We start from the raw sequence: 18,110 nt of genomic DNA on the forward strand, positions 1-18,110 counted from the left end.
AGGCGCCAGGCGCTCAGAGCAGCCGTTCGGACACCACCCGGAACGCGACACGCGGCAGGCGAAAGGCCAATCCCTCCTCCAGCGCGACACCCAGCGCCTGCAGCCTTGGGCAGTCCAGCGCACCGGTCAACTGCAACGGCTGCAGCGTAGCCGGATCCACCGGCAAGGCGATGCGGGTGCTGGCCCAGCGGCCGTCGCAGGTGCGGGCGATGGCCTCGTCCTGGCAGGTGAGGAAGCGCAGCAGCGCCTCGCGCGTTGCGAACGCCGGCGTCCAGTCGGCATCGTGCCAGGCCTCGGCAGGCTGCCAGTGCAGTTGCAGCGCGGGCGCGCTGCCCTGCCCCGGCTCGATCTGCGTGTGGCCGCTGCCATCGGACTGCAGCGCGTGCACGAAGCGCGCGGCCAGGTGCGGCTGCATGGCGTCGCTGGCGGCACGTGCGCCGGCCACGTAGGCCAATCCATCCATCACGTTGCGGTCGAACAGCACCACCGGCCCGGCGTTCACATCGTCCACGCGACGCAGGTACCACCGCCAGTTGCTCTGCAGCGGCGATGGCAGCAGCTTCCGCAGCGGTCCGGCCAGGGCCGGACCGAAATGGCCGTGGCGATAGCTGAGGATGGTGTACGGCGTGCGCCCCTGGTGGACGACGTGGGCGTAGCCCGGCGGCGGTGGCGGGGCGCGACGCACGTCGACCCACCAGTTCAGATAGACCACCTCGCGCACGTCGCTCACAAGCACCGGCAGCGGCCAGCGTTGCGTCAACGCACGCCGCAGCCGGGTCCAGCCAGGCGCATGCAGCAGGCGCGGCAGCGCGCGCCCGTACCAGGCGGCGGACGGGTGCCGGTAAGCCGCGGCCTCGGCCAGGTCCGGCACCGCCGCCGGCATCTCAGTCGGCCAGGCCGCGCAGCAGGTCGTTGACGCTGGTCTTGCTGCGGGTCTTGGCGTCGACCTGCTTGACGATCACCGCGCAGTACAGCGAGTGCGAGCCGTCCTTGGACGGCAACTGCCCGGACACCACCACGCTGTACGGCGGCACGTAGCCGTAGGAGATCTCGCCGGTGGCGCGGTTGTAGATGCGCGTGCTCTGGCCCAGGAACACACCCATGCCGATCACGCTGTGGTGGCCGACCACCACGCCCTCCACCACTTCCGAGCGCGCGCCGATGAAGCAGTGGTCCTCGATGATGGTGGGGCTGGCCTGCAGCGGCTCGAGCACGCCGCCGATGCCAGCGCCGCCGGACAGGTGGCAGTGCTTGCCGATCTGCGCGCAGGAACCGACCGTGGCCCAGGTGTCGACCATGGTGCCCTCGCCCACGTGCGCGCCGATGTTGGTGAAGCTCGGCATCAGCACCACGTCCTTGCCGAAGTAGCTGCCGCGGCGCGCCACCGCGCCCGGTACCACGCGCACGCCAGCCTTGCGGAACTCGGCTTCGTGATAGCCGGCGAAGCGCGCTTCCACCTTGTCCCAGAACGGCGCCGGCTGCGCTTCCACCACGGCCATCTCGTTGACCCGGAAATACAGCAGCACCGCCTTCTTCAGCCACTCGTTGACCTTCCAGCCGCCGTGCCCGTCCGGCTCGGCGACGCGCAACTCGCCGCTTTCCAGGCCATCGATCACGCGATTGACCACCGGCCGGGTCGAGCCCTCGATCTCGTCGAGCGTCAGCGTGGCACGGCGCTCGAAGGCGCTGTCGATGGTGAACTTCAGCTCGTCGGCGCTGGGCACGGCCACCGGCTTGGCGCGCAGCGGCTTCGGTGCGGGCTTGGCGGGCTTGCTCGCCGCGGTCGGCGCCGCAGGCTTTGCGGCAACCGGCTTGGCCGTCTTCTTGGGGGCCGCCGTCTTGGCAGCGGACTTCTTGGCGGCAGGCTTCTTGGTGGCCATCAGCGGGGGTCTCCAGGCGGGGTATCGGGGTCCAGGCAGGCCTGCAGCGCGGCCTGCAACGCCTGGCGGGCGGCGTCGGGCAACGGCAGGTTGTGCTCGTCGGTGATGTGGAACAGATCCTCGGCGCGCTCGCCGAAGGTGGCGATGCGCGCGTCGTGCACGCGCAGGTGCTGCCGGCGCAGCACCTGGGCCACGTCCGACAGCAGCCCGGGGCGGTCCGGCGCGACCAGGCTGAGCCGGGTCAGGCGGCCGTCGAGGCTTTCGCGGAATTCGATGCGCGGGGCGAAGCGGAAATGCCGCAGCTGGCGCGGCACCACCCGCCGTGCCGGGCGCAGCCGCGCCAGGTCGCCGGCCAGCGCCTCGCGCAGTCCGGCCTGCAACTGCGCGATGTCGCCGCTGGCGAAGGCGTCGGCCGGCATCACCTCGAAGGTGTCGAAGATCGCCCCGTGCGGGGCGTCGAGCACGCGCGCGCGATGGATGCCGTAGCCGAGCCGGTCCAGGGTCATCACGATCGCGGCGAACAGGCCGTCGCGGTCCGGCGAATACACGAACACTTCCAGCGCCGCGTCGTCGGGGGTGACCGGGCGCACCTTGACCAGGGTGCCACCGAGTTCCACCTCCATCAGCGAGGTCGCCTGCCAGGCCAGTTGCTCGGGACGGAAGCGCAGGAAGCTCTCGTCCGGCATGCCGGCGAACTGGCGGTCGATGATGGCGTCGTCGTGGCCCTGGATGTGCATCAGCGCGCGCGTGGCCTCGCGCGCCTCCTGCAGGCGCTCGGCCACCGGCAACGGATGCTCCAGGCCTTCGCGCAGGGCGCGGCGCGCGGCGAAGTACAGGTCGGCCAGCAGCCGGTCCTTCCACGCGTTCCACAGCTTGGGGCTGGTGCCGGCGATGTCGGCGCAGGTCAGCAGGTACAGATAGTCCAGCCGCTCGCGGTCGCCGACCAGGCTGGCGAAGCGATGGATCACCTCCGGATCGGCGATGTCCTGCTTCTGCGCGGTCACCGACATGCGCAGATGCTGCTCGACCAGCCAGGCGACCAGCTCGGTGTCGGCGGCGCTGAGCGCGTGCGCGGCGCAGAACGCGCGCGCATCCACCGCGCCCAGCTCCGAATGGTCGCCGCCGCGGCCCTTGGCGATGTCGTGGAACAGGCCGGCCAGCAGCAGCAGTTCCGGCTTGCGCAGCCGCGGCCAGACTTCGTGGGCGATGGAGAAGCGTTCGTCGGCGCGCGCGTTGGCGAACACCGCCATGTTCTTCAGCACCATCAGCGTGTGCTGGTCGACCGTGTACACGTGGAACAGGTCGAACTGCATGCGCCCGGACACCTGCGCGAACGCCGGGATCCACTGCCCGAGCACGCCCAGCCGCGCCATCCGGGTCAGCGTCTGCACCGCGCGCGGGCCGCGCAACAGCGCCAGGAAGCGCTCGCGCGCGGTCGGGCTGGCGCTGGCGTAGGCCGGCAGATGCGGCAGCGCCTCGGCCAGCGCGCGCGCGGTCAGCGAATGCAGGCCGCGGATCTCGCCGTGCGCGGCCCAGGTGGCGAACAGCGCGAACACCTGCACCGGATCGGCCTGCGGCCAGCGCTCGTCGTCGGCGGCCAGGTAGCCGCGGCGCAGCGAGAAGCCGCCGTGGAGCGGCTGCGGCTGCGCTTCGCCGTCGAACTGTTCCTCGAAGCGCTGCAGCAGCCGGTCGCTGAGCCGGCGCACGATCGCCGCGCTGCGATAGAAGCGCTGCATCATCTTTTCGACGCCCAGGCTCTCGACGTCGTCGGAGAAGCCCAGGCGCTGCGCCAGGGTCTTCTGGTAATCGAAGCGCAGGCGCTCTTCCGGACGGTTGGCGACCAGGTGCAGCCCGTAGCGCAAGCGCGCCAGTTCGCGGCGCTCGCGGCGCAGCGCGGCGGCCTCGTCGCCGCCGACATGGCCCAGCCCGATCAACGGCTCCAGATCGCGCACGCCGAACGCGCGCAGCGCCATCCAGCCCAGCGTATGCAGGTCGCGCAGGCCGCCGGGGCCGTCCTTGATGTCCGGCTCCAGGTTGTCGGCGGTGTCGCCGAAGCGCTGGTGGCGGGCCTGCAGTTCCTCGCGCTTGGCCATGAAGAATTCGCGCGGCGGCCACACCCGCTGCGGGGCGATGGCCGCCGCCAGCGCTGCCTTGGCGGCGGCGTCGGCCTGCAGCGGGCGCGCCTCGATCAGCGCGGTCAGCACGGTCTGGTCGGCGCAGGCCGCGGTGCACTGCGCGGCCGAGCGCACCGCATGGCTCACCGGCACGCCGGCGTCCCACAACAGCGGGAACAGCCGTGCCAGCGCCGGTTCGCAGGCGGGATCGAGGTCGCCGAACACCAGCAGGTCGATGTCCGAGCGCGGGAACAGTTCGCCACGGCCATAGCCGCCAACCGCGAACAACGCCAGCCCGGCCTCGCGCGGCACGCAGCGGCTCCAGGCGTGGCGGATCAACTGGTCGAGCGCGCGCGCGCGCAGCGCCAGCAGGCGATCGATGTCATCGCCCTGGTCGAAACGCTTGCTCAGCCGCGCATCGGTCTGCGCCAGCAGTTGCCGGACCGCAGCCGCCCAACCGGCGTCGTCGACGCCGGCACCGGGCATGCCGGCATCGGCACCGGCCGGCAGCAGGCTCACGGTTCGCCGAGGCCGCCCGGCGACAGGGTCAGGACCTCCACCCCATCCTCGGTGACGGCGACCATGTGTTCCCATTGCGCGGAGAGCTTGCGGTCCTTGGTCACCACGGTCCAGCCGTCCGGCAGCACGCGGGTGTAGCGCGTGCCCTCGTTGATCATCGGCTCGATGGTGAAGGTCATGCCCGGCTTCAGCACCAGGCCGTCGCCCGGCCGGCCGTAGTGCAGCACCTGCGGTTCGTCGTGGTAGACCTTGCCGATGCCGTGGCCGCAGTACTCGCGCACCACGCTGAAGCGCTCGCTCTCGGCGTACTGCTGGATGGCATGGCCGACGTCGCCGAGCGTGGCGCCCGGCTTCACCGCGCGGATGCCGCGCCACATCGCCTCGTAGGTGGCCTCGATCAGGCGCCGCGCCATCACCGACGGCGTGCCCGCGCAGTACATGCGGCTGGTGTCGCCATGCCAGCCGTCCTTGATCACGGTGACGTCGATGTTGACGATGTCGCCGTCCTTCAGGACCTTGCCCTCGCTGGGGATGCCGTGGCAGATGACGTTGTTCACCGACGTGCACACGGTCTTCGGAAAGCCGCGATAGCCGACGTTGGCCGGCACCGCCCCCTGCACCTTGACGATATGGTCGTGGCAGATGCGGTCCAGCTCGGCGGTGGTGACGCCGGGCTTCACGTACGGGCCGATCAGGTCCAGTACCTCGGCGGCCAGGCGGCCGGCCACGCGCATCTTCTCGATGTCCTGCGGAGTTTTCAGATTGACGGTCATGGTCGTCATTATCGCTCATCCCGGCGCTGGCTGAACGCGCCGGACGCGTTGCCGGGTTTTTGGCACGCCGGCGCGGTCGCCGCTGCCTTCATCGCACTGAACACGGCGCCCTGTGGCGGTCATCCCATGTGAAAACTGGATAACGATCCATAAAAATGTGAACTGGCGCGCGTTTTGCACTGGCGGTGGCACCGGCGGTTGTCCGCCCTCACCGAAGAACTCTGCCATGTACCTCTTCCATCGCGTTCTCGCCTTCCTCGTGCTGTTCGCCGCCGGGACCGGCCTGGCCTGGGCCCAGTCCGACTCGCGCACCTTCAACGTCAAGATCCAGATCACCAGCGTCTGCGACATCCAGACCGCGCCCACCGACGTCGATTTCGGCAGCGTCAATTCCACCCAGACCGCGATCAACAGCACCGGCACCTTGAACGTGCGCTGCACCTCCGGAACCCCTTACAACATCGCGCTCAACGCCGGTTCCGGCTCCGGCGCCACGGTCACCACCCGCACCATGGGCAGTGCCGACGCCAGCAATACCGCACGCGTGCCGTACGCGCTGTACCGCAATGCCGCGCGCACCCAGAACTGGGGCTCCACCATCGGCACCGACACCCAGGCCGGCACCGGCAATGGTGCAGTGCAACCGATCACCGTCTACGGCCAGGTCGCCAGCACCAACTACCCTGCCGGTTCGTACAGCGACGTCGTCACCGCCACCGTCACCTGGTAACCGGAGCCGCCTGCATGCGTTCGCGACTGTCTTCCTTCCTGCGCCTGCCGGCGCTCGCCGCGCTGTGGCTGGCGGCGGCCGGCGCGGCTGTCGCCGCGAGCCTGCAGGTGGCGCCGACCTCGGTGTCGCTGCGTGCCGAGGAGACCGCACAGGGCCTGTGGCTGAGCAACAGTGGCGACGTGCCGCTGCGCGCGCAGGTGCGCGTGTTCCGCTGGCAGCAGCGCGACGGCGAGGATGTGCTCGACCCCAGCGACCGCATCGCGCTTAGCCCGCCGATGCTGCAACTGGCGCCGCACGCGCGGCAACTGGTGCGGGTGATCCGCCTGGATCCCGCGCCCACCACCGGCGAGGACGCCTATCGCATCCTGGTCGACGAACTGCCCAGCCAGGATGCCGGCGGCAACGCCAGCGCCGGGCTGCAGTTCGTACTGCGCTATTCGGTGCCGGTGTTCCTCAAGCCGGCCGCGACCACGGCGCCGGCACTGCGCGCGCGGCTGCTCCGCGACGGCGCGGGCGCGGCGCTGGAAGTGCGCAATGAGGGCAACGGCCACGCGCAGCTGGTGGACCTGCAGTTCGTCGCCGGCGACGGCCGCCGCAGCGCGATCGCCGAAGGCCTGGCCGGCTACGTGCTGCCGGGCCAGCGCAAGCGCTGGCCGCTGCCGGCGGCGCTGGCGCAGACCCAGGGAACGTTCGAGGCAAGGATCAATGGCGAGCCGCGCGCGCAGTCGCTGGTCGTGGACGCCGCGGCGCCCTGAACTGCTGCTGGCGCTGTGGGCCGGCAGCGCCGCGCTCGCCGTCGCCCAGCCGCAGCCCCCGCCCCGGCCCGAGGCGACCGCTCCGGCGCAGGAGACCCTGTACCTGGAGGTCACCCTGAACCAGACCCGCCAGCCCGGCCTGTTCCAGTTCCAGCGCGACGGCGAGCAACTGCGCGCCAGCGCCGCCACCCTGCGCCAGCTCGGCCTGCGCGTGGACGGCAGCGACGCCAGCGCGGCGATCGCCCTGGGCGACCTGGACGGCGTGCGCTTCCGCTACGACGCCAGCCTGCAGCAGGTGACGATCGACGCGCCGGTGGCGCTGCTGGACGTCGCCACCACCCGCATCGACGCGCGCGGCGGCGTGCCGTCGCTGCCGGCGACCAGTTCACCCGGCGCATTGCTCGACTACGACCTCTACGCCAGCCGCCAGGGCGGCGCCAGCAATCTCACCGCCAGCGGCGAACTGCGCGTGTTCGGCCTGGGCCAGGGACTGCTGCGGCAGTCCTTCGTCGGCCGCGTGTACCGCGAGCCGCAGCAGGACTGGCGTGCCCAGACGATCCGCCTGGACACGCAATGGCAGTGGTCGCTGCCAGAGCGAATGACCAGCGTGGTGCTGGGCGACACCTTCAGCAGCAGCACCAGTTGGAGCCGCACCGTGCGCCTGGGCGGCGTGCGGGTGGGCAGCGACTTCGGCCTGCAGCCGTATCGCGCGATCACCCCGTTGCCGGAATTCCTCGGCGAAGTGGCGGTGCCGTCCAGCGTGGACCTGTACGTCAACGGCATCCGCCAGTACGGCGCGCAGCTGCCGGCCGGGCCGTTCCAGCTGTCCGCCGCGCCGGGCGTGGACGGCGCCGGCAATGCCCAGGTGGTGATCACCGACGCCTACGGCCGCACCCGCTCGCTGGCCTTTCCGTTCTATGCGACCCAGGATCTGCTGGCCAGCGGCCTGACCGACTGGTCGCTGGCGCTGGGCCGGGTGCGCGAGGAGTACGGCGTCGCCGATTTCGCCTATGCCGGCGACACCGTCGGCAGCGCCAGCTGGCGGCGCGGCCTCGGCCCGCGCTTCACCGCCGAGGCGCATGCCGAGGCCGGCGCCGGCGTGCGCAACGCCGGGGTCGGCGGCCTGTGGCTGTTGCCGCGCGCCGGCGTGTTCGGCGCCTCGCTGGCGCACGGCGGTGCGGCCGGCCAGCAAGGCCTGCAGTACGCGTTGAGCTACCGCTGGAACAACGGCCGCTTCAACCTGGCGATGGACACCCAGCGCGCGCAGGCCGGCTACCGCGACGTGGCCGCGCGCTACGGCGCCGCGCCGCCGCGAATCAGCGAGCGCGCCCTGTTCGGCAGCACCTGGGACGGCGTCGGCAACATCGCCCTGAGCTACGTGCGCCTGGCCTACCCCGACAGCGGCGACCAACGCTACGCCAGCCTGTTCTGGACCCGTGCCCTGCCGCGGCAGTCGTCGTTGAACCTGAGCATCAACCAGAACCTGGACCAGGCCCGCGACCGCAGCGTGTACCTGGGCTGGTCGATCGCGCTGGACGGCCGCCGCCAGGCCGGCGTCGCCGTGCAACGCATCGGCGAACGCACCAGTGCGACGGCCGACCTCAGCCAGGCGGCAGCCGCCGACGGCGGCAGCGGCTGGCGGCTGCAGGCGCGCGGCGGGCAGGACGGCGGCGGCGGCCTGGCCGAGGCCAGCTGGCGTGGCGACAGCGCCCGCTACGCCGGCGGCATCGCCAGCGCCGGCGGCCAGCGCTACGCCTATGCGGAAGCGTCGGGCGGCGTGGCCTGGATCGGCGGCGGCTGGTTCCCTGGCCGCGATCTCGACCAGGCCTTCGCCCTGGTCTCCACCGGCGGCGTCGCCGACGTGCCGGTGCTGCTGGAGAACCGGCCGATCGGCCGCACCGATGCGCGCGGCTTCCTGCTGGTCACGCCGCTGCTGGCCTGGCAGCACAACCGGCTGTCGATCGACCCGATGCGCCTGGCGCCCGAGTTGCGGCCGGAGCAGGTCGACCAGATCGTGGTGCCGCGCGATCGGACCGGGGTGGTGGTGGCGTTCCCGATCCGCCGCAGCGACGGCGTGCTGGTGCAACTGCACGACGCCGCCGACGCGCCGCTGCCGGTCGGCAGCCGGGTGCATGGACCGGGCGTCGACACCGTGGTCGGCTACGATGGCCAGGCCTATGTGGAAGGGCTCGCGCCCGGCCGCAACGACCTGGAGGTGGACATGCAAGGAAGCCGCTGCCGGTTCCGGATCGAGCGCCCGACGCAGGCGCCGCCCACCCGGCTGGGTCCGCTGCGCTGCCTGTCGGGGCGCACGCCGTGAGCGCGCGCGCCTGGCGGATATGGCTGCCGGCGCTGCTGCTGGTGGCCGCGGCGCTGCTGCCGCAGCGCGCTGCCGCGACCACCACCTGTACCGCGCAGGCCACGGCGGTGAGCTTCGGCACCCTCTCCGACACCGCCGCCACCGACGCCACCGCACAGATCCTGGTGACCTGCCAGACCGGCGCGATCAGCGTGCTGGGCACGATCTACGTGCGCATGTGCCTGAACATCGGCGAGGGCGCGCAGGGTGCCGGCCTCGGCATCACCCCGCGGCGCATGCTCAACCCGCTCAACGACAGCCTCGGCTTCCAGCTCTACCGCGACAGCGCGCGCAGCCTGGTCTGGGGCAGCGCGCTGAGCGGTTCCACCCCACTGCAGGTGGACCTGACCTATTCGTCGCTGGCGACCGGCGGCAGCGGCACCGGCACCTACACCATCTATGCGCGCGTCCCGTTGCAGAGCGGTATCGCCACCGGGGCCTACCAGAACAATTTCAGCGGCGTGTACACCAACCTGCAGTATCGCTACGACGAGCCGTTGGTCGGCAACCCCGCGGTGATTCCCACCTCCTGCACCACCGGCGGCAAGGGCGGCGGCACCTCGGTGCAGTTCCCGTTCGTGGCCAGCGCCACCGCCGCACCGACCTGCACCATCGCCAGCATCGCCGACCTGGACTTCGGCACTCAGTCCGGCCTGATCGACAACCCGCTGAACTACACCACCGTGCTCAGCATGAACTGCCGCTACCGCACCGCCTGGCAGGTGAGCCTGGACAATGGCCAGAACGCCAGCGGCAACGTGCGCCGCATGCGCAGCGCCAGCGGCCAGTACCTGACCTATGAGCTGTACCGCGACGCTGCGCGCACCCAACGCTGGGGCAGCACCCTGAATACCGATACCCAGACCGGCACCGGGACCGGCAGCGCACAGGCGCTGACCCTGTACGGGCAGGTCCCGGCCCGGCAGACGCCTGCCCCGGGCAGCTACAGCGACGTGGTCAAGGTCACCGTCACCTACTGAGGCCTGAACAGCGCCAGCGTGCCGGTCAAGTTGTCGTGGCGAGGGCCGCTATTGGCTGTGTCCTCCCCGGAGTTCCGCTCGATGACTGCGCCGTTCCTGCGACCGCTGCTGCTGGCGAGCCTGTGCGTGGCCGGCGTCGACGCGGCGGCGCAACCCGCCGTCGGCACCGGCGGCGCGATGTTGCGGATCGGTATCCGTATCGAACGCAGTTGCGAGATCGGCGCCCCGGCGCGTCCGCAACCCGGAGCACTGCCGACGGTCGCCTGCAACCGCCCGCTGGCCTACCAGGTCAGCATCGACGGCACACCCGCGCCCGGCGCCGGCATGGCGTTGGCCTTGAGCCTGCCCGCCGCCGGCATCACGCCGGGCACGTCGGCGGGCTACGCCACGGTCGCGTTCTGATGGGCAGCGCCCGCGCGCGCCTGCTGCCGGCGCTGCTGCTGGCGCTGGCCGGCAGTGCCGGCGCGGCCGGGGTGCGGATCAGTCCGACCCTGGTGCAACTGGCACCCGGCGAGACCAGCACCGACATCTGGCTGAGCAATACCCAGGACCGCCATTGGCAGGCGCAGGTCACGGTGTACCGCTGGCGGCAGACCGACGGGATGGACGACCTGGAGAGCACCGACGAGGTCCGCGCCAGCCCGCAATCGATCGACATCCCCGCGCAGGGGCGGCAACTGCTGCGGCTGGTGCGTCCCGGACCGGCCAGCGCCGAGGAAAGCGCCTACCGCCTGGTGCTGGAGGAACGCCCCGCCCCAGCCGACCCGGCCGCACCGGCGCCCGCCACGCCGGCCCCACCCTTGCTGCTGCGCTATTCGACCCCGGTGTTCCTGAGCCCGGCGGACCCGGCAGCCGCGCCGCGCCTCAGCGCCCACCTGAGCGCCGGCGCGCGCGGGCCGGAGCTGGTGGTGCACAACCGCGGCAGCGCCCACGCCCGGCTCAGCGACCTGAGCTTCGTCGGCGCCGACGGCCGCACCCTGCCCCTGTTCCCCAGTCTCTCCGGCTATGTCCTGGCCGGCGCCTACAAACGCTGGCCGCTGCCGGCCGCCGCGACCGCGCCCGGCGGCCACTTCGCGGCCAGGCTCGACGACCAGGCGCCGCTGCAGGCGCTGCCCGCCGAGTGAACCGCCCGGCACATTGCGCCAGCGGCCCCCGCCAGGTATAGTGCGCGGCTTCGTCGTGCCCGTCATGGGCCGATGGACCGTCCACGCCGGACGCACCGGCGAATTCACACCTGCCGCCATCGCCCGTGCCGGGGTGCTCCGCAAGGAGTTCGGCCACGGAGGCAGCAGGGAGGCCCAACCCCGGAATCGTCGTGCGGCCCGCAAGGCCGTCGTCATGCGCGCGCTTCACCCATTCCTGCCCGCGCACGGCCGGTTCCCCATCAGGAGTCACTGCAATGCCTCAGGTCACCATGCGTCAGATGCTGGAAGCCGGCGTCCACTTCGGCCACCAGACCCGCTACTGGAACCCCAAGATGGCGCCGTACATCTTCGGCGCGCGCGGCAAGATCCACATCATCAACCTCGAGAAGACGGTTCCGCTGTTCAACGACGCGATGAACTTCATCTCCAGCGTCGCGCAGAAGCGCGGCACCATCCTGTTCCTGGGCACCAAGCGCAGCGCCCGCGACGCGGTGAAGGAAGAAGCCGAGCGTTGCGGCCAGCCGTTCATGACCCAGCGCTGGCTGGGCGGCACGCTGACCAACTTCCGCACCGTCAAGCAGTCGGTGGCGCGTCTGAAGGAGCTGGAAGCGGCCGAAACCGACGGCACCTTCGACAAGCTGGTCAAGCACGAAGTGCTGACCCTGCGCCGCGAGCGCGACAAGCTGGAAGCCTCGCTGGGCGGCATCAAGGAAATGAACCGTCTGCCGGACGCCCTGTTCGTCATCGACATCGGCCATGAAGACATCGCCATCAAGGAAGCCAAGAAGCTCGGCATCCCGGTGATCGCGGTGGTCGACACCAACTACAACCCGGACCTGGTCGACTACGCCATCCCCGGCAACGACGACGCCATCCGCGCCGTGCAGCTGTACGCCCGTGCCGCCGCCGACGCCGTGCTGGAAGGCAAGGCCGCTGCGCCGAACGCCGCCAGCGTGCGCGAGGAAGAGTTCGCCGAGGGCGGCGACGACAAGGGCCGCGGCCCGCGCAAGAACGGCAAGAAGGCCGAAGAGACCGCTCCCGCCGCCGAGTAACCGGCGCGCCATGCGTCTGCGCGATCATGCGCAGCCGCCGCCCGGCGCGTTCGGCGCGCCCGGCTTCGCGAGCGCCGCCTGCGGCGCCCGCTTCCCAGATCTACCGGCCGGCCGCAAGCCGGCCTTTTCCCACCTTTCGTGAGGACATCCCGTGGAAATCACTGCTTCCCTGGTCAAGGAACTGCGCGAGCGCACCGGCGCCGGCATGATGGAGTGCAAGAAGGCACTCACCGAGAACGCCGGCAACATCGACAACGCCGCCGAGTGGCTGCGCAAGTCGGGCCTGGCCAAGGCCGACAAGAAGGCCGACCGCGTCGCCGCCGAAGGCCGCATCGCGATGGCGCAGGACGGCGGCAAGGCGGTCCTGGTCGAAATCAACTCCGAGACCGACTTCGTCGCCAAGGACAACAACTTCCTGGCCTTCACCGACGCCGTCGTCCAGGCCGCCCTGGCCTCCGGCGCCGCCGACGTCGAAGCGCTGAAGAGCGCCAAGCTGCCCAGCGGCGAGACCGTCGAGGAAGCCCGTGCCGCGGTCATCGCCAAGGTCGGCGAGAACGTGCAGGTGCGCCGCCTGGTGCGCATCGACAGCGCCAACAACGTCGCCGCCTACGTGCACGGCGGCCGCATCGGCGTGCTGGTCGAGGTCAAGGGCGGCGACGCCGACCTGGCCCGCGGCATCGCCATGCACATCGCGGCGATGAACCCGCCGCACGTCAAGGCCTCCGACGTCCCGGCCGAGTTCGTGGCCAAGGAAAAGGAAATCGAGCTGGCCAAGATGTCGGAGAAGGACAAGGCCAAGCCGGCCGACATCCTGGAGAAGATCATCAGCGGCAAGATCGCCAAGATCGTCAACGAGGTCACCCTGTACGGCCAGCCCTACGTGCTGAACACCGACCAGACCGTGGAGCAGGCGGTGAAGGCCGCCGGCGCCGACGTGGTCGGCTTCCAGCGCCTGGCCGTGGGCGAAGGCATCGAGAAGGTGGTGGAAGACTACGCCGCCGAAGTGATGAAGCAGGCCGGCTTGGCCTGATCCCGCGCCCGGGAAGAAAAGAGCCGCGCATTGTCGCGGCTTTTTTTTTACGGGTGTACGCTGCGCAGGCCGGGACAGGCCGCTCCCCCACCTCTCATTCCATGCCGTATCGGAAGTGCATGCATCCTGAACTCGAAGCGATCCTGAGTCACTCCCGCGACCTGCCCTCGCCCCCCGGCGTTGCCTTGCGCATCATCGAACTGGCGCAGGACGCGGACGTGGACCTGGCCGCGACCGCCGATGCGATCGCCATGGACATGGCACTGAGCGCGCGCATGCTGCGCATCGCCAATTCCCCGCTGTACGCCAGCCGGCGTCGCGTCGACAACCTGGGTCAGGCGCTGACCATGCTCGGCCTCAACGCCGCGCTGAGCCTGGCATTGGGCTTCTCGATGGTGCAGAGCCTGCGCGGCGGCAGCGGCGAGCCACAGGAACGGCTGTGGCGGCGCAGCGTGCTGGCGGCACTGGCCAGCCGCCTGCTCGGCCAGGCCGCGGGGCTGCGCAAGCACGAGGAACTGATGCTGGCCGGGCTGCTGCAGGACATGGGCGCACTGGCCCTGCTGCACGTCTGCCACGACCAGTACGCCGCCCTGCTGCACGAGGCGGCTGGCGATCCGCAACGGCTGAGCGCGCTGGAGCGCGAGCACCTGGGCGCCGACCGCGCCGAGGTCGGCGCCTGGCTGGCGCAGAAATGGAAGCTGCCCGCGTACCTGCAGCGCAGTATCGGCGGCGGCGGCACTGCCGGCGCCGCGACCGAACCCTTCGACATCTGCGTGCGCCTGTCCGGCGCCGTCGCCGACATCTGGCTCAGCGACGATCCCGAAGCCGCGCGCACCCACGCCATGCAGTGCGCCTATCGCGACCTGCAACTGGACAGCCGCCGTTTCGACGAGGTGGTGGGCCACATCGCCGAGGCGCTGCCGGCGGTCAGCCCGATCTTCGATGTGCGCATCGCGCAGCCGGAGCGGGTCGACGCGATCATCAGCCATGCCCGCGAACTGATGGTGCTACGCAACCTGCGCGAAGTGCAGGAAGCCAACCGCGTGCGCCAGCGCGCCGACGAGTACGAGCAGCACGCACGGCGCCTGGCCGAACAGGCCAGCCGCGACGCCCTCACCGGCGTGTTCAACCGGCACCAGCTGGACACTTTGCTCAAGCAGCAGTTCGAACTGGCCAATCGCCACGACTGGCCGCTGTCGGTGGCCTTCATCGACCTGGACGATTTCAAGAAGATCAACGACGCGCACGGGCACCTGGTCGGCGACCAGGTCCTGCGCGCATTCGCGCAGACCCTGCAGCCGATGCTGCGCGCCAGCGACACCGTGGCGCGCTTCGGCGGCGAGGAATTCCTGGTGCTGTTGCCCAACACCGGCGAAGAGGCCGCGCTGGGCGTGATGCGGCGCATCCTCGCCGAGATCGCGCAGCGGCCGATGGCCGACACCAAGCAGGGGCCGCTGCACATCAGCTTCTCCGCGGGCGTGGCCACCCAGGGCGGCCGCGAGCGTTTCAACAGCGCGCAGGAACTGCTGCAGGCGGCCGACGACATGCTGTACAGCGCCAAGCACGGCGGTCGCAATCGCGTCACCGCGCGCTCGTGCGGCGAGGCGCAACGCTGAAGCATCGCCGGCGGCACAGACGCGCTGGCGCGCATCGGCTAAAATCGTGTGGTTTGCCCGTCATCCCCCAACGAGGTCGCCATGTCCCAGCTCGCCTATCGCCGTATCCTGTTGAAACTGTCCGGCGAAGCGCTGATGGGAGACGGGGACTACGGCATCGACCCGAAGATCATCAATCGCCTCGCCCATGAGGTGATCGAGGCGCAGCAGGCCGGCGCGGAAGTGGCGCTGGTGATCGGCGGCGGCAACATCTTCCGCGGCGCCGGTCTGGCCGCCAACGGCATGGACCGGGTCACCGGCGACCACATGGGCATGCTCGCCACCGTCATCAACGCGCTGGCCATGCAGGACGCGCTGGAAAAGCTCGGCGCCAAGGTGCGGGTGATGAGCGCGATCAAGATCAACGACGTGTGCGAGGACTTCATCCGCCGCCGTGCGATCCGCCACCTGGAAAAGGGCCGCATCGCGATCTTCGCCGCGGGCACCGGCAACCCCTTCTTCACCACCGACTCCGGCGCCGCGCTGCGCGCGATCGAGATCGGTGCCGACCTGCTGCTGAAGGCGACCAAGGTCGACGGCGTGTACGACAAGGATCCGAAGAAGCACGCCGACGCCGTGCGCTTCGACAGCCTGACCTACGACGAAGTCATCGCCCGCAACCTGGAAGTGATGGACACCGCCGCCTTCGCCCTGGCCCGCGACAGCGACCTGCCGCTGCGCATCTTCAACATGGGCCAGCCCGGCGAACTGCTGAAGATCCTGCGCGGCGCCGAGATCGGCACGTTGGTCAAAGGTCGGGGCTGAAAAGCCGGGAATCGGGAATCGGGAATCGGGAATCGCAACAGCGTTGCGCACTGCAACATTGGCGCCAGCCCCGATTCTCGCGCCACTGGCGTTCAGTCAGGCGCGCAGGGATCCGCCCTCGCCATTCCCCATTCCCGATTCCCCACTCCCAGCAGGCTATAATCGTCCGATTCAGATTCAGCACGGACACCGGCGATGCTCAACGAAATCAAGCAAGACGCACAGACCCGCATGGCCAAGAGCATCGACGCGCTGCGTCATGCGCTCATCAAGGTGCGCACCGGCCGCGCGTCGACCGCCTTGGTCGAGCACCTGAAGGTCAACTACTACGGCTCGGACATGCCGCTGAGCCAGGTCGCCAGCGTGGCCGTCGCCGACGCCCGCTCGCTGACCATCACTCCGTGGGAAAAGCAGATGGTCGGCGCGGTCGAGAAGGCGATCCTGGCCTCGGACCTGGGCCTGACCCCGAACACCGCCGGCACCACCATCCGCCTCAACCTGCCCGCGCTCACCGAGGAGCGCCGCCGCGAGCTGTCCAAGGTCGTGCACGGCGAAGGCGAGGACACCAAGGTCGCGATCCGCAACATCCGCCGCGACGCCAACCAGCAGGTCAAGGATCTGCTGAAGGACAAGAAGGTCACCGAGGACGAGGCCCGCGCCAGCGAGGACGACATCCAGAAGCTGACCGACAAGGCGATCAAGGACGTGGACGACGTGGTCAAGGGCAAGGAACAGGAACTGATGGCGGTCTGAGCCTGCGCCTGCCGGCCATGCCTTCCGACCCCGTCCCCATGTCCCTGCCCCGCCACCTGGCCATCATCATGGATGGCAACGGCCGCTGGGCGCAGCGCCGCCGCCGGCCGCGCGTGATCGGCCACCGTGCCGGCGCGCGCGCGGTCAACCGCACCATCGACTTCTGCCTGGAGCGCGGCATCGGCGCGCTGACCCTGTTCGCCTTTTCGAGCGAGAACTGGGGGCGTCCGCAGGAGGAAGTGGACGCGCTGATGAAGCTGTTCCTGCACGCGCTCGACCGCGAGGTCGAGGAGTTGCAGCGGCGCGGCGTGCGCGTGCGCTTCATCGGCGACCGCTCGCGCTTCGCGCCGTCGCTGTGCGAGCGCATGGCCCAGGCCGAGGCGCGCACCCGCGACAACCAGGCCCTGCACCTGTCGATCGCCGCCAGCTACGGCGGCCGCCAGGACATCGCCCTGGCCGCGCGCGCGCTGGCCGAGGACGTCGCCGCCGGACGCCTGCGCCCGGAGCAGATCGACGAGGACGCGCTGTCGGCGCGCATGGCGCTGGCCGACCTGCCGCCGCCGGACCTGTTCATCCGCACCGGCGGCGACCTGCGCATCAGCAACTTCCTGCTGTGGCAGCTGGCCTATACCGAACTGTGGTTCACCGAGACCCTCTGGCCCGAGTTCGGCCCCGAGGTGCTGCAACAAGCCCTGGACGACTACGCCCGCCGCGAGCGGCGTTTCGGCCTCACCAGCGCGCAGGTCGCCGAAGCGGCGACGGAGAACGTTTCCGCATGACCCGTACCCGCGTCATCGCCGCGCTGATCATGGCCCCGCTGGCCATCTGCGCCATCCTGCTGCTGCCGACCCAGTGGCTGGTCGCGCTGGCCGCCCTGATCTTCCTGATCGGCCTGTGGGAATGGCTGAAGCTGGCCGAGGTCGACGACACCCTGCCGCGCACCATCCTGCTGATGCTCAACCTGCTGCTGATGGTGCTGCTGGTGTGGGCCTCGGCCGGCTCCCTGGTGCTGTTCCAGCTGACCACCCTGATCGGCGCCGGCTGGTGGTGCGTGGCCTTGCTGTGGCTGGGCTTCTACCGCTTCGGCTCCGACCACGCCACCTACGCGCGGGTGTTCAAGCTCGCCGCCGGCACCCTGGCGATCGTGCCGGCCTGGGCCGCCCTGGGCCTGATCCACGCCAGCGAGCCGAACGGCCACCGCTGGCTGCTGACCGCGCTGGCGACGGTGTGGGCCGCCGATTCCGGCGCCTATTTCGCCGGCCGCCAGTTCGGCAAGCACAAGCTCGCGCCGCGGATCAGCCCCAACAAGACCGTGGAAGGCCTGGTCGGCGGCCTGCTGGCCGGCCTGATCGTGGCCGCCGGTTTCGGCTGGCTGGCCGGGGTGACCCTGCCGCACCTGCCCGGGCTGCTGATCGTGGCCGCGGTCAGCGTGCTGGCCTCGGTGGTCGGCGACCTGTTCGAGAGCCTGCTCAAGCGCCACGTCGGCGCCAAGGACTCGGGCAACGTGATTCCCGGTCACGGCGGCGTGCTGGACCGGATCGACGGCGTGCTGGCGGCGCTGCCGATCTTCGCGCTGGGCAAGGACATCTTCGGGTTCTGA

17 protein-coding genes are annotated in these 18,110 nt (G+C 70.6%); 13 read left to right on the forward strand and 4 right to left on the reverse strand.

Going from position 1 to position 18,110, the window contains the following annotated elements; all coding sequences use genetic code 11:
• Positions 1-13: 13 nt before the first annotated feature.
• The 4 genes from SLW56_RS05985 to map are packed head-to-tail and all read right to left on the reverse strand — an operon-like array spanning position 14 to position 5,286.
• Positions 14-883 carry a hypothetical protein gene (locus SLW56_RS05985; RefSeq protein ID WP_320694496.1) on the reverse strand — a complete coding sequence of 290 codons (870 nt, stop codon included), beginning with the start codon at positions 881-883 and terminating at the stop codon, positions 14-16.
• A gap of 1 nt (position 884) precedes the next feature.
• On the reverse strand, positions 885-1,880 hold the full coding sequence (gene dapD / locus SLW56_RS05990; RefSeq protein WP_320694497.1) for a 2,3,4,5-tetrahydropyridine-2,6-dicarboxylate N-succinyltransferase: 996 nt from the start codon (positions 1,878-1,880) through the stop codon (positions 885-887).
• The gene (locus tag SLW56_RS05995) at positions 1,880-4,480 is read right to left on the reverse strand and encodes a [protein-PII] uridylyltransferase (protein ID WP_295927948.1); all 2,601 of its coding nucleotides are present in this window, start codon (positions 4,478-4,480) and stop codon (positions 1,880-1,882) included. Before SLW56_RS05995 ends, dapD begins: the two co-directional genes overlap by 1 nt.
• A 29-nt stretch (positions 4,481-4,509) precedes the next feature.
• Positions 4,510-5,286 (reverse strand): type I methionyl aminopeptidase, encoded by a 777-nt coding sequence (gene map / locus SLW56_RS06000; RefSeq protein ID WP_017911155.1) that lies wholly within the window; start codon positions 5,284-5,286, stop codon positions 4,510-4,512.
• Positions 5,287-5,512: 226 nt separating this feature from the next.
• On the opposite strand from map, the gene SLW56_RS06005 reads away from it, so the two are divergent.
• From SLW56_RS06005 to SLW56_RS06065, 13 genes are all read left to right on the forward strand, one after another.
• The gene (locus SLW56_RS06005) at positions 5,513-6,016 is read left to right on the forward strand and encodes a spore coat U domain-containing protein (RefSeq protein WP_017912102.1); all 504 of its coding nucleotides are present in this window, start codon (positions 5,513-5,515) and stop codon (positions 6,014-6,016) included.
• Between the two features lie 14 nt (positions 6,017-6,030).
• Positions 6,031-6,771 carry a molecular chaperone gene (locus tag SLW56_RS06010; protein ID WP_320694498.1) on the forward strand — a complete coding sequence of 247 codons (741 nt, stop codon included), beginning with the start codon at positions 6,031-6,033 and terminating at the stop codon, positions 6,769-6,771.
• On the forward strand, positions 6,722-9,091 hold the full coding sequence (locus tag SLW56_RS06015) for a fimbria/pilus outer membrane usher protein (RefSeq protein WP_320694499.1): 2,370 nt from the start codon (positions 6,722-6,724) through the stop codon (positions 9,089-9,091). The genes SLW56_RS06010 and SLW56_RS06015 overlap by 50 nt, the downstream gene beginning before the upstream one ends.
• Entirely contained in the window at positions 9,088-10,110 is a 1,023-nt protein-coding gene (locus SLW56_RS06020; RefSeq protein ID WP_320694500.1) for a spore coat U domain-containing protein, read from the forward strand. The genes SLW56_RS06015 and SLW56_RS06020 overlap by 4 nt, the downstream gene beginning before the upstream one ends.
• Before the next feature lie 81 nt (positions 10,111-10,191).
• The gene (locus SLW56_RS06025; protein WP_017916088.1) at positions 10,192-10,512 is read left to right on the forward strand and encodes a hypothetical protein; all 321 of its coding nucleotides are present in this window, start codon (positions 10,192-10,194) and stop codon (positions 10,510-10,512) included.
• Entirely contained in the window at positions 10,512-11,234 is a 723-nt protein-coding gene (locus tag SLW56_RS06030; protein WP_320694501.1) for a fimbria/pilus periplasmic chaperone, read from the forward strand. The genes SLW56_RS06025 and SLW56_RS06030 overlap by 1 nt, the downstream gene beginning before the upstream one ends.
• Positions 11,235-11,509: 275 nt before the next feature.
• Complete coding sequence (gene rpsB / locus SLW56_RS06035; protein ID WP_017908839.1) at positions 11,510-12,307, forward strand: 30S ribosomal protein S2; 798 nt, start codon at positions 11,510-11,512, stop codon at positions 12,305-12,307.
• Between the two features lie 151 nt (positions 12,308-12,458).
• The gene (tsf, locus tag SLW56_RS06040) at positions 12,459-13,337 is read left to right on the forward strand and encodes a translation elongation factor Ts (protein WP_017908840.1); all 879 of its coding nucleotides are present in this window, start codon (positions 12,459-12,461) and stop codon (positions 13,335-13,337) included.
• A gap of 119 nt (positions 13,338-13,456) precedes the next feature.
• Entirely contained in the window at positions 13,457-14,953 is a 1,497-nt protein-coding gene (locus SLW56_RS06045) for a GGDEF domain-containing protein (protein ID WP_320694502.1), read from the forward strand.
• 81 nt (positions 14,954-15,034) lie between these two features.
• Positions 15,035-15,757 (forward strand): UMP kinase, encoded by a 723-nt coding sequence (pyrH, locus tag SLW56_RS06050; protein WP_010344040.1) that lies wholly within the window; start codon positions 15,035-15,037, stop codon positions 15,755-15,757.
• Positions 15,758-15,952: 195 nt separating this feature from the next.
• The gene (gene frr, locus SLW56_RS06055; protein ID WP_010344041.1) at positions 15,953-16,510 is read left to right on the forward strand and encodes a ribosome recycling factor; all 558 of its coding nucleotides are present in this window, start codon (positions 15,953-15,955) and stop codon (positions 16,508-16,510) included.
• 38 nt (positions 16,511-16,548) lie between these two features.
• On the forward strand, positions 16,549-17,289 hold the full coding sequence (uppS, locus tag SLW56_RS06060) for a polyprenyl diphosphate synthase (RefSeq protein WP_160970844.1): 741 nt from the start codon (positions 16,549-16,551) through the stop codon (positions 17,287-17,289).
• Complete coding sequence (locus SLW56_RS06065; protein WP_017908843.1) at positions 17,286-18,110, forward strand: phosphatidate cytidylyltransferase; 825 nt, start codon at positions 17,286-17,288, stop codon at positions 18,108-18,110. The genes uppS and SLW56_RS06065 overlap by 4 nt, the downstream gene beginning before the upstream one ends.

This window comes from Xanthomonas sp. LF07-6, assembly GCF_034105445.1.
GTDB lineage: Bacteria > Pseudomonadota > Gammaproteobacteria > Xanthomonadales > Xanthomonadaceae > Xanthomonas_A > Xanthomonas_A sontii.

Coding starts and splice junctions, on each gene's coding strand:
- map (WP_017911155.1), bottom strand. CDS start 5,286: ATGACCGTCAATCTGAAAACTCCGCAGGACATCGAGAAGATGCGCGTG.
- SLW56_RS06030 (WP_320694501.1), top strand. CDS start 10,512: ATGGGCAGCGCCCGCGCGCGCCTGCTGCCGGCGCTGCTGCTGGCGCTG.
- SLW56_RS05995 (WP_295927948.1), bottom strand. CDS start 4,480: ATGCCCGGTGCCGGCGTCGACGACGCCGGTTGGGCGGCTGCGGTCCGG.
- SLW56_RS06045 (WP_320694502.1), top strand. CDS start 13,457: ATGCATCCTGAACTCGAAGCGATCCTGAGTCACTCCCGCGACCTGCCC.
- SLW56_RS06025 (WP_017916088.1), top strand. CDS start 10,192: ATGACTGCGCCGTTCCTGCGACCGCTGCTGCTGGCGAGCCTGTGCGTG.
- SLW56_RS06015 (WP_320694499.1), top strand. CDS start 6,722: ATGGCGAGCCGCGCGCGCAGTCGCTGGTCGTGGACGCCGCGGCGCCCT.
- frr (WP_010344041.1), top strand. CDS start 15,953: ATGCTCAACGAAATCAAGCAAGACGCACAGACCCGCATGGCCAAGAGC.
- rpsB (WP_017908839.1), top strand. CDS start 11,510: ATGCCTCAGGTCACCATGCGTCAGATGCTGGAAGCCGGCGTCCACTTC.
- SLW56_RS06005 (WP_017912102.1), top strand. CDS start 5,513: ATGTACCTCTTCCATCGCGTTCTCGCCTTCCTCGTGCTGTTCGCCGCC.
- uppS (WP_160970844.1), top strand. CDS start 16,549: ATGTCCCTGCCCCGCCACCTGGCCATCATCATGGATGGCAACGGCCGC.
- SLW56_RS06010 (WP_320694498.1), top strand. CDS start 6,031: ATGCGTTCGCGACTGTCTTCCTTCCTGCGCCTGCCGGCGCTCGCCGCG.
- SLW56_RS06065 (WP_017908843.1), top strand. CDS start 17,286: ATGACCCGTACCCGCGTCATCGCCGCGCTGATCATGGCCCCGCTGGCC.
- dapD (WP_320694497.1), bottom strand. CDS start 1,880: ATGGCCACCAAGAAGCCTGCCGCCAAGAAGTCCGCTGCCAAGACGGCG.
- pyrH (WP_010344040.1), top strand. CDS start 15,035: ATGTCCCAGCTCGCCTATCGCCGTATCCTGTTGAAACTGTCCGGCGAA.
- SLW56_RS05985 (WP_320694496.1), bottom strand. CDS start 883: ATGCCGGCGGCGGTGCCGGACCTGGCCGAGGCCGCGGCTTACCGGCAC.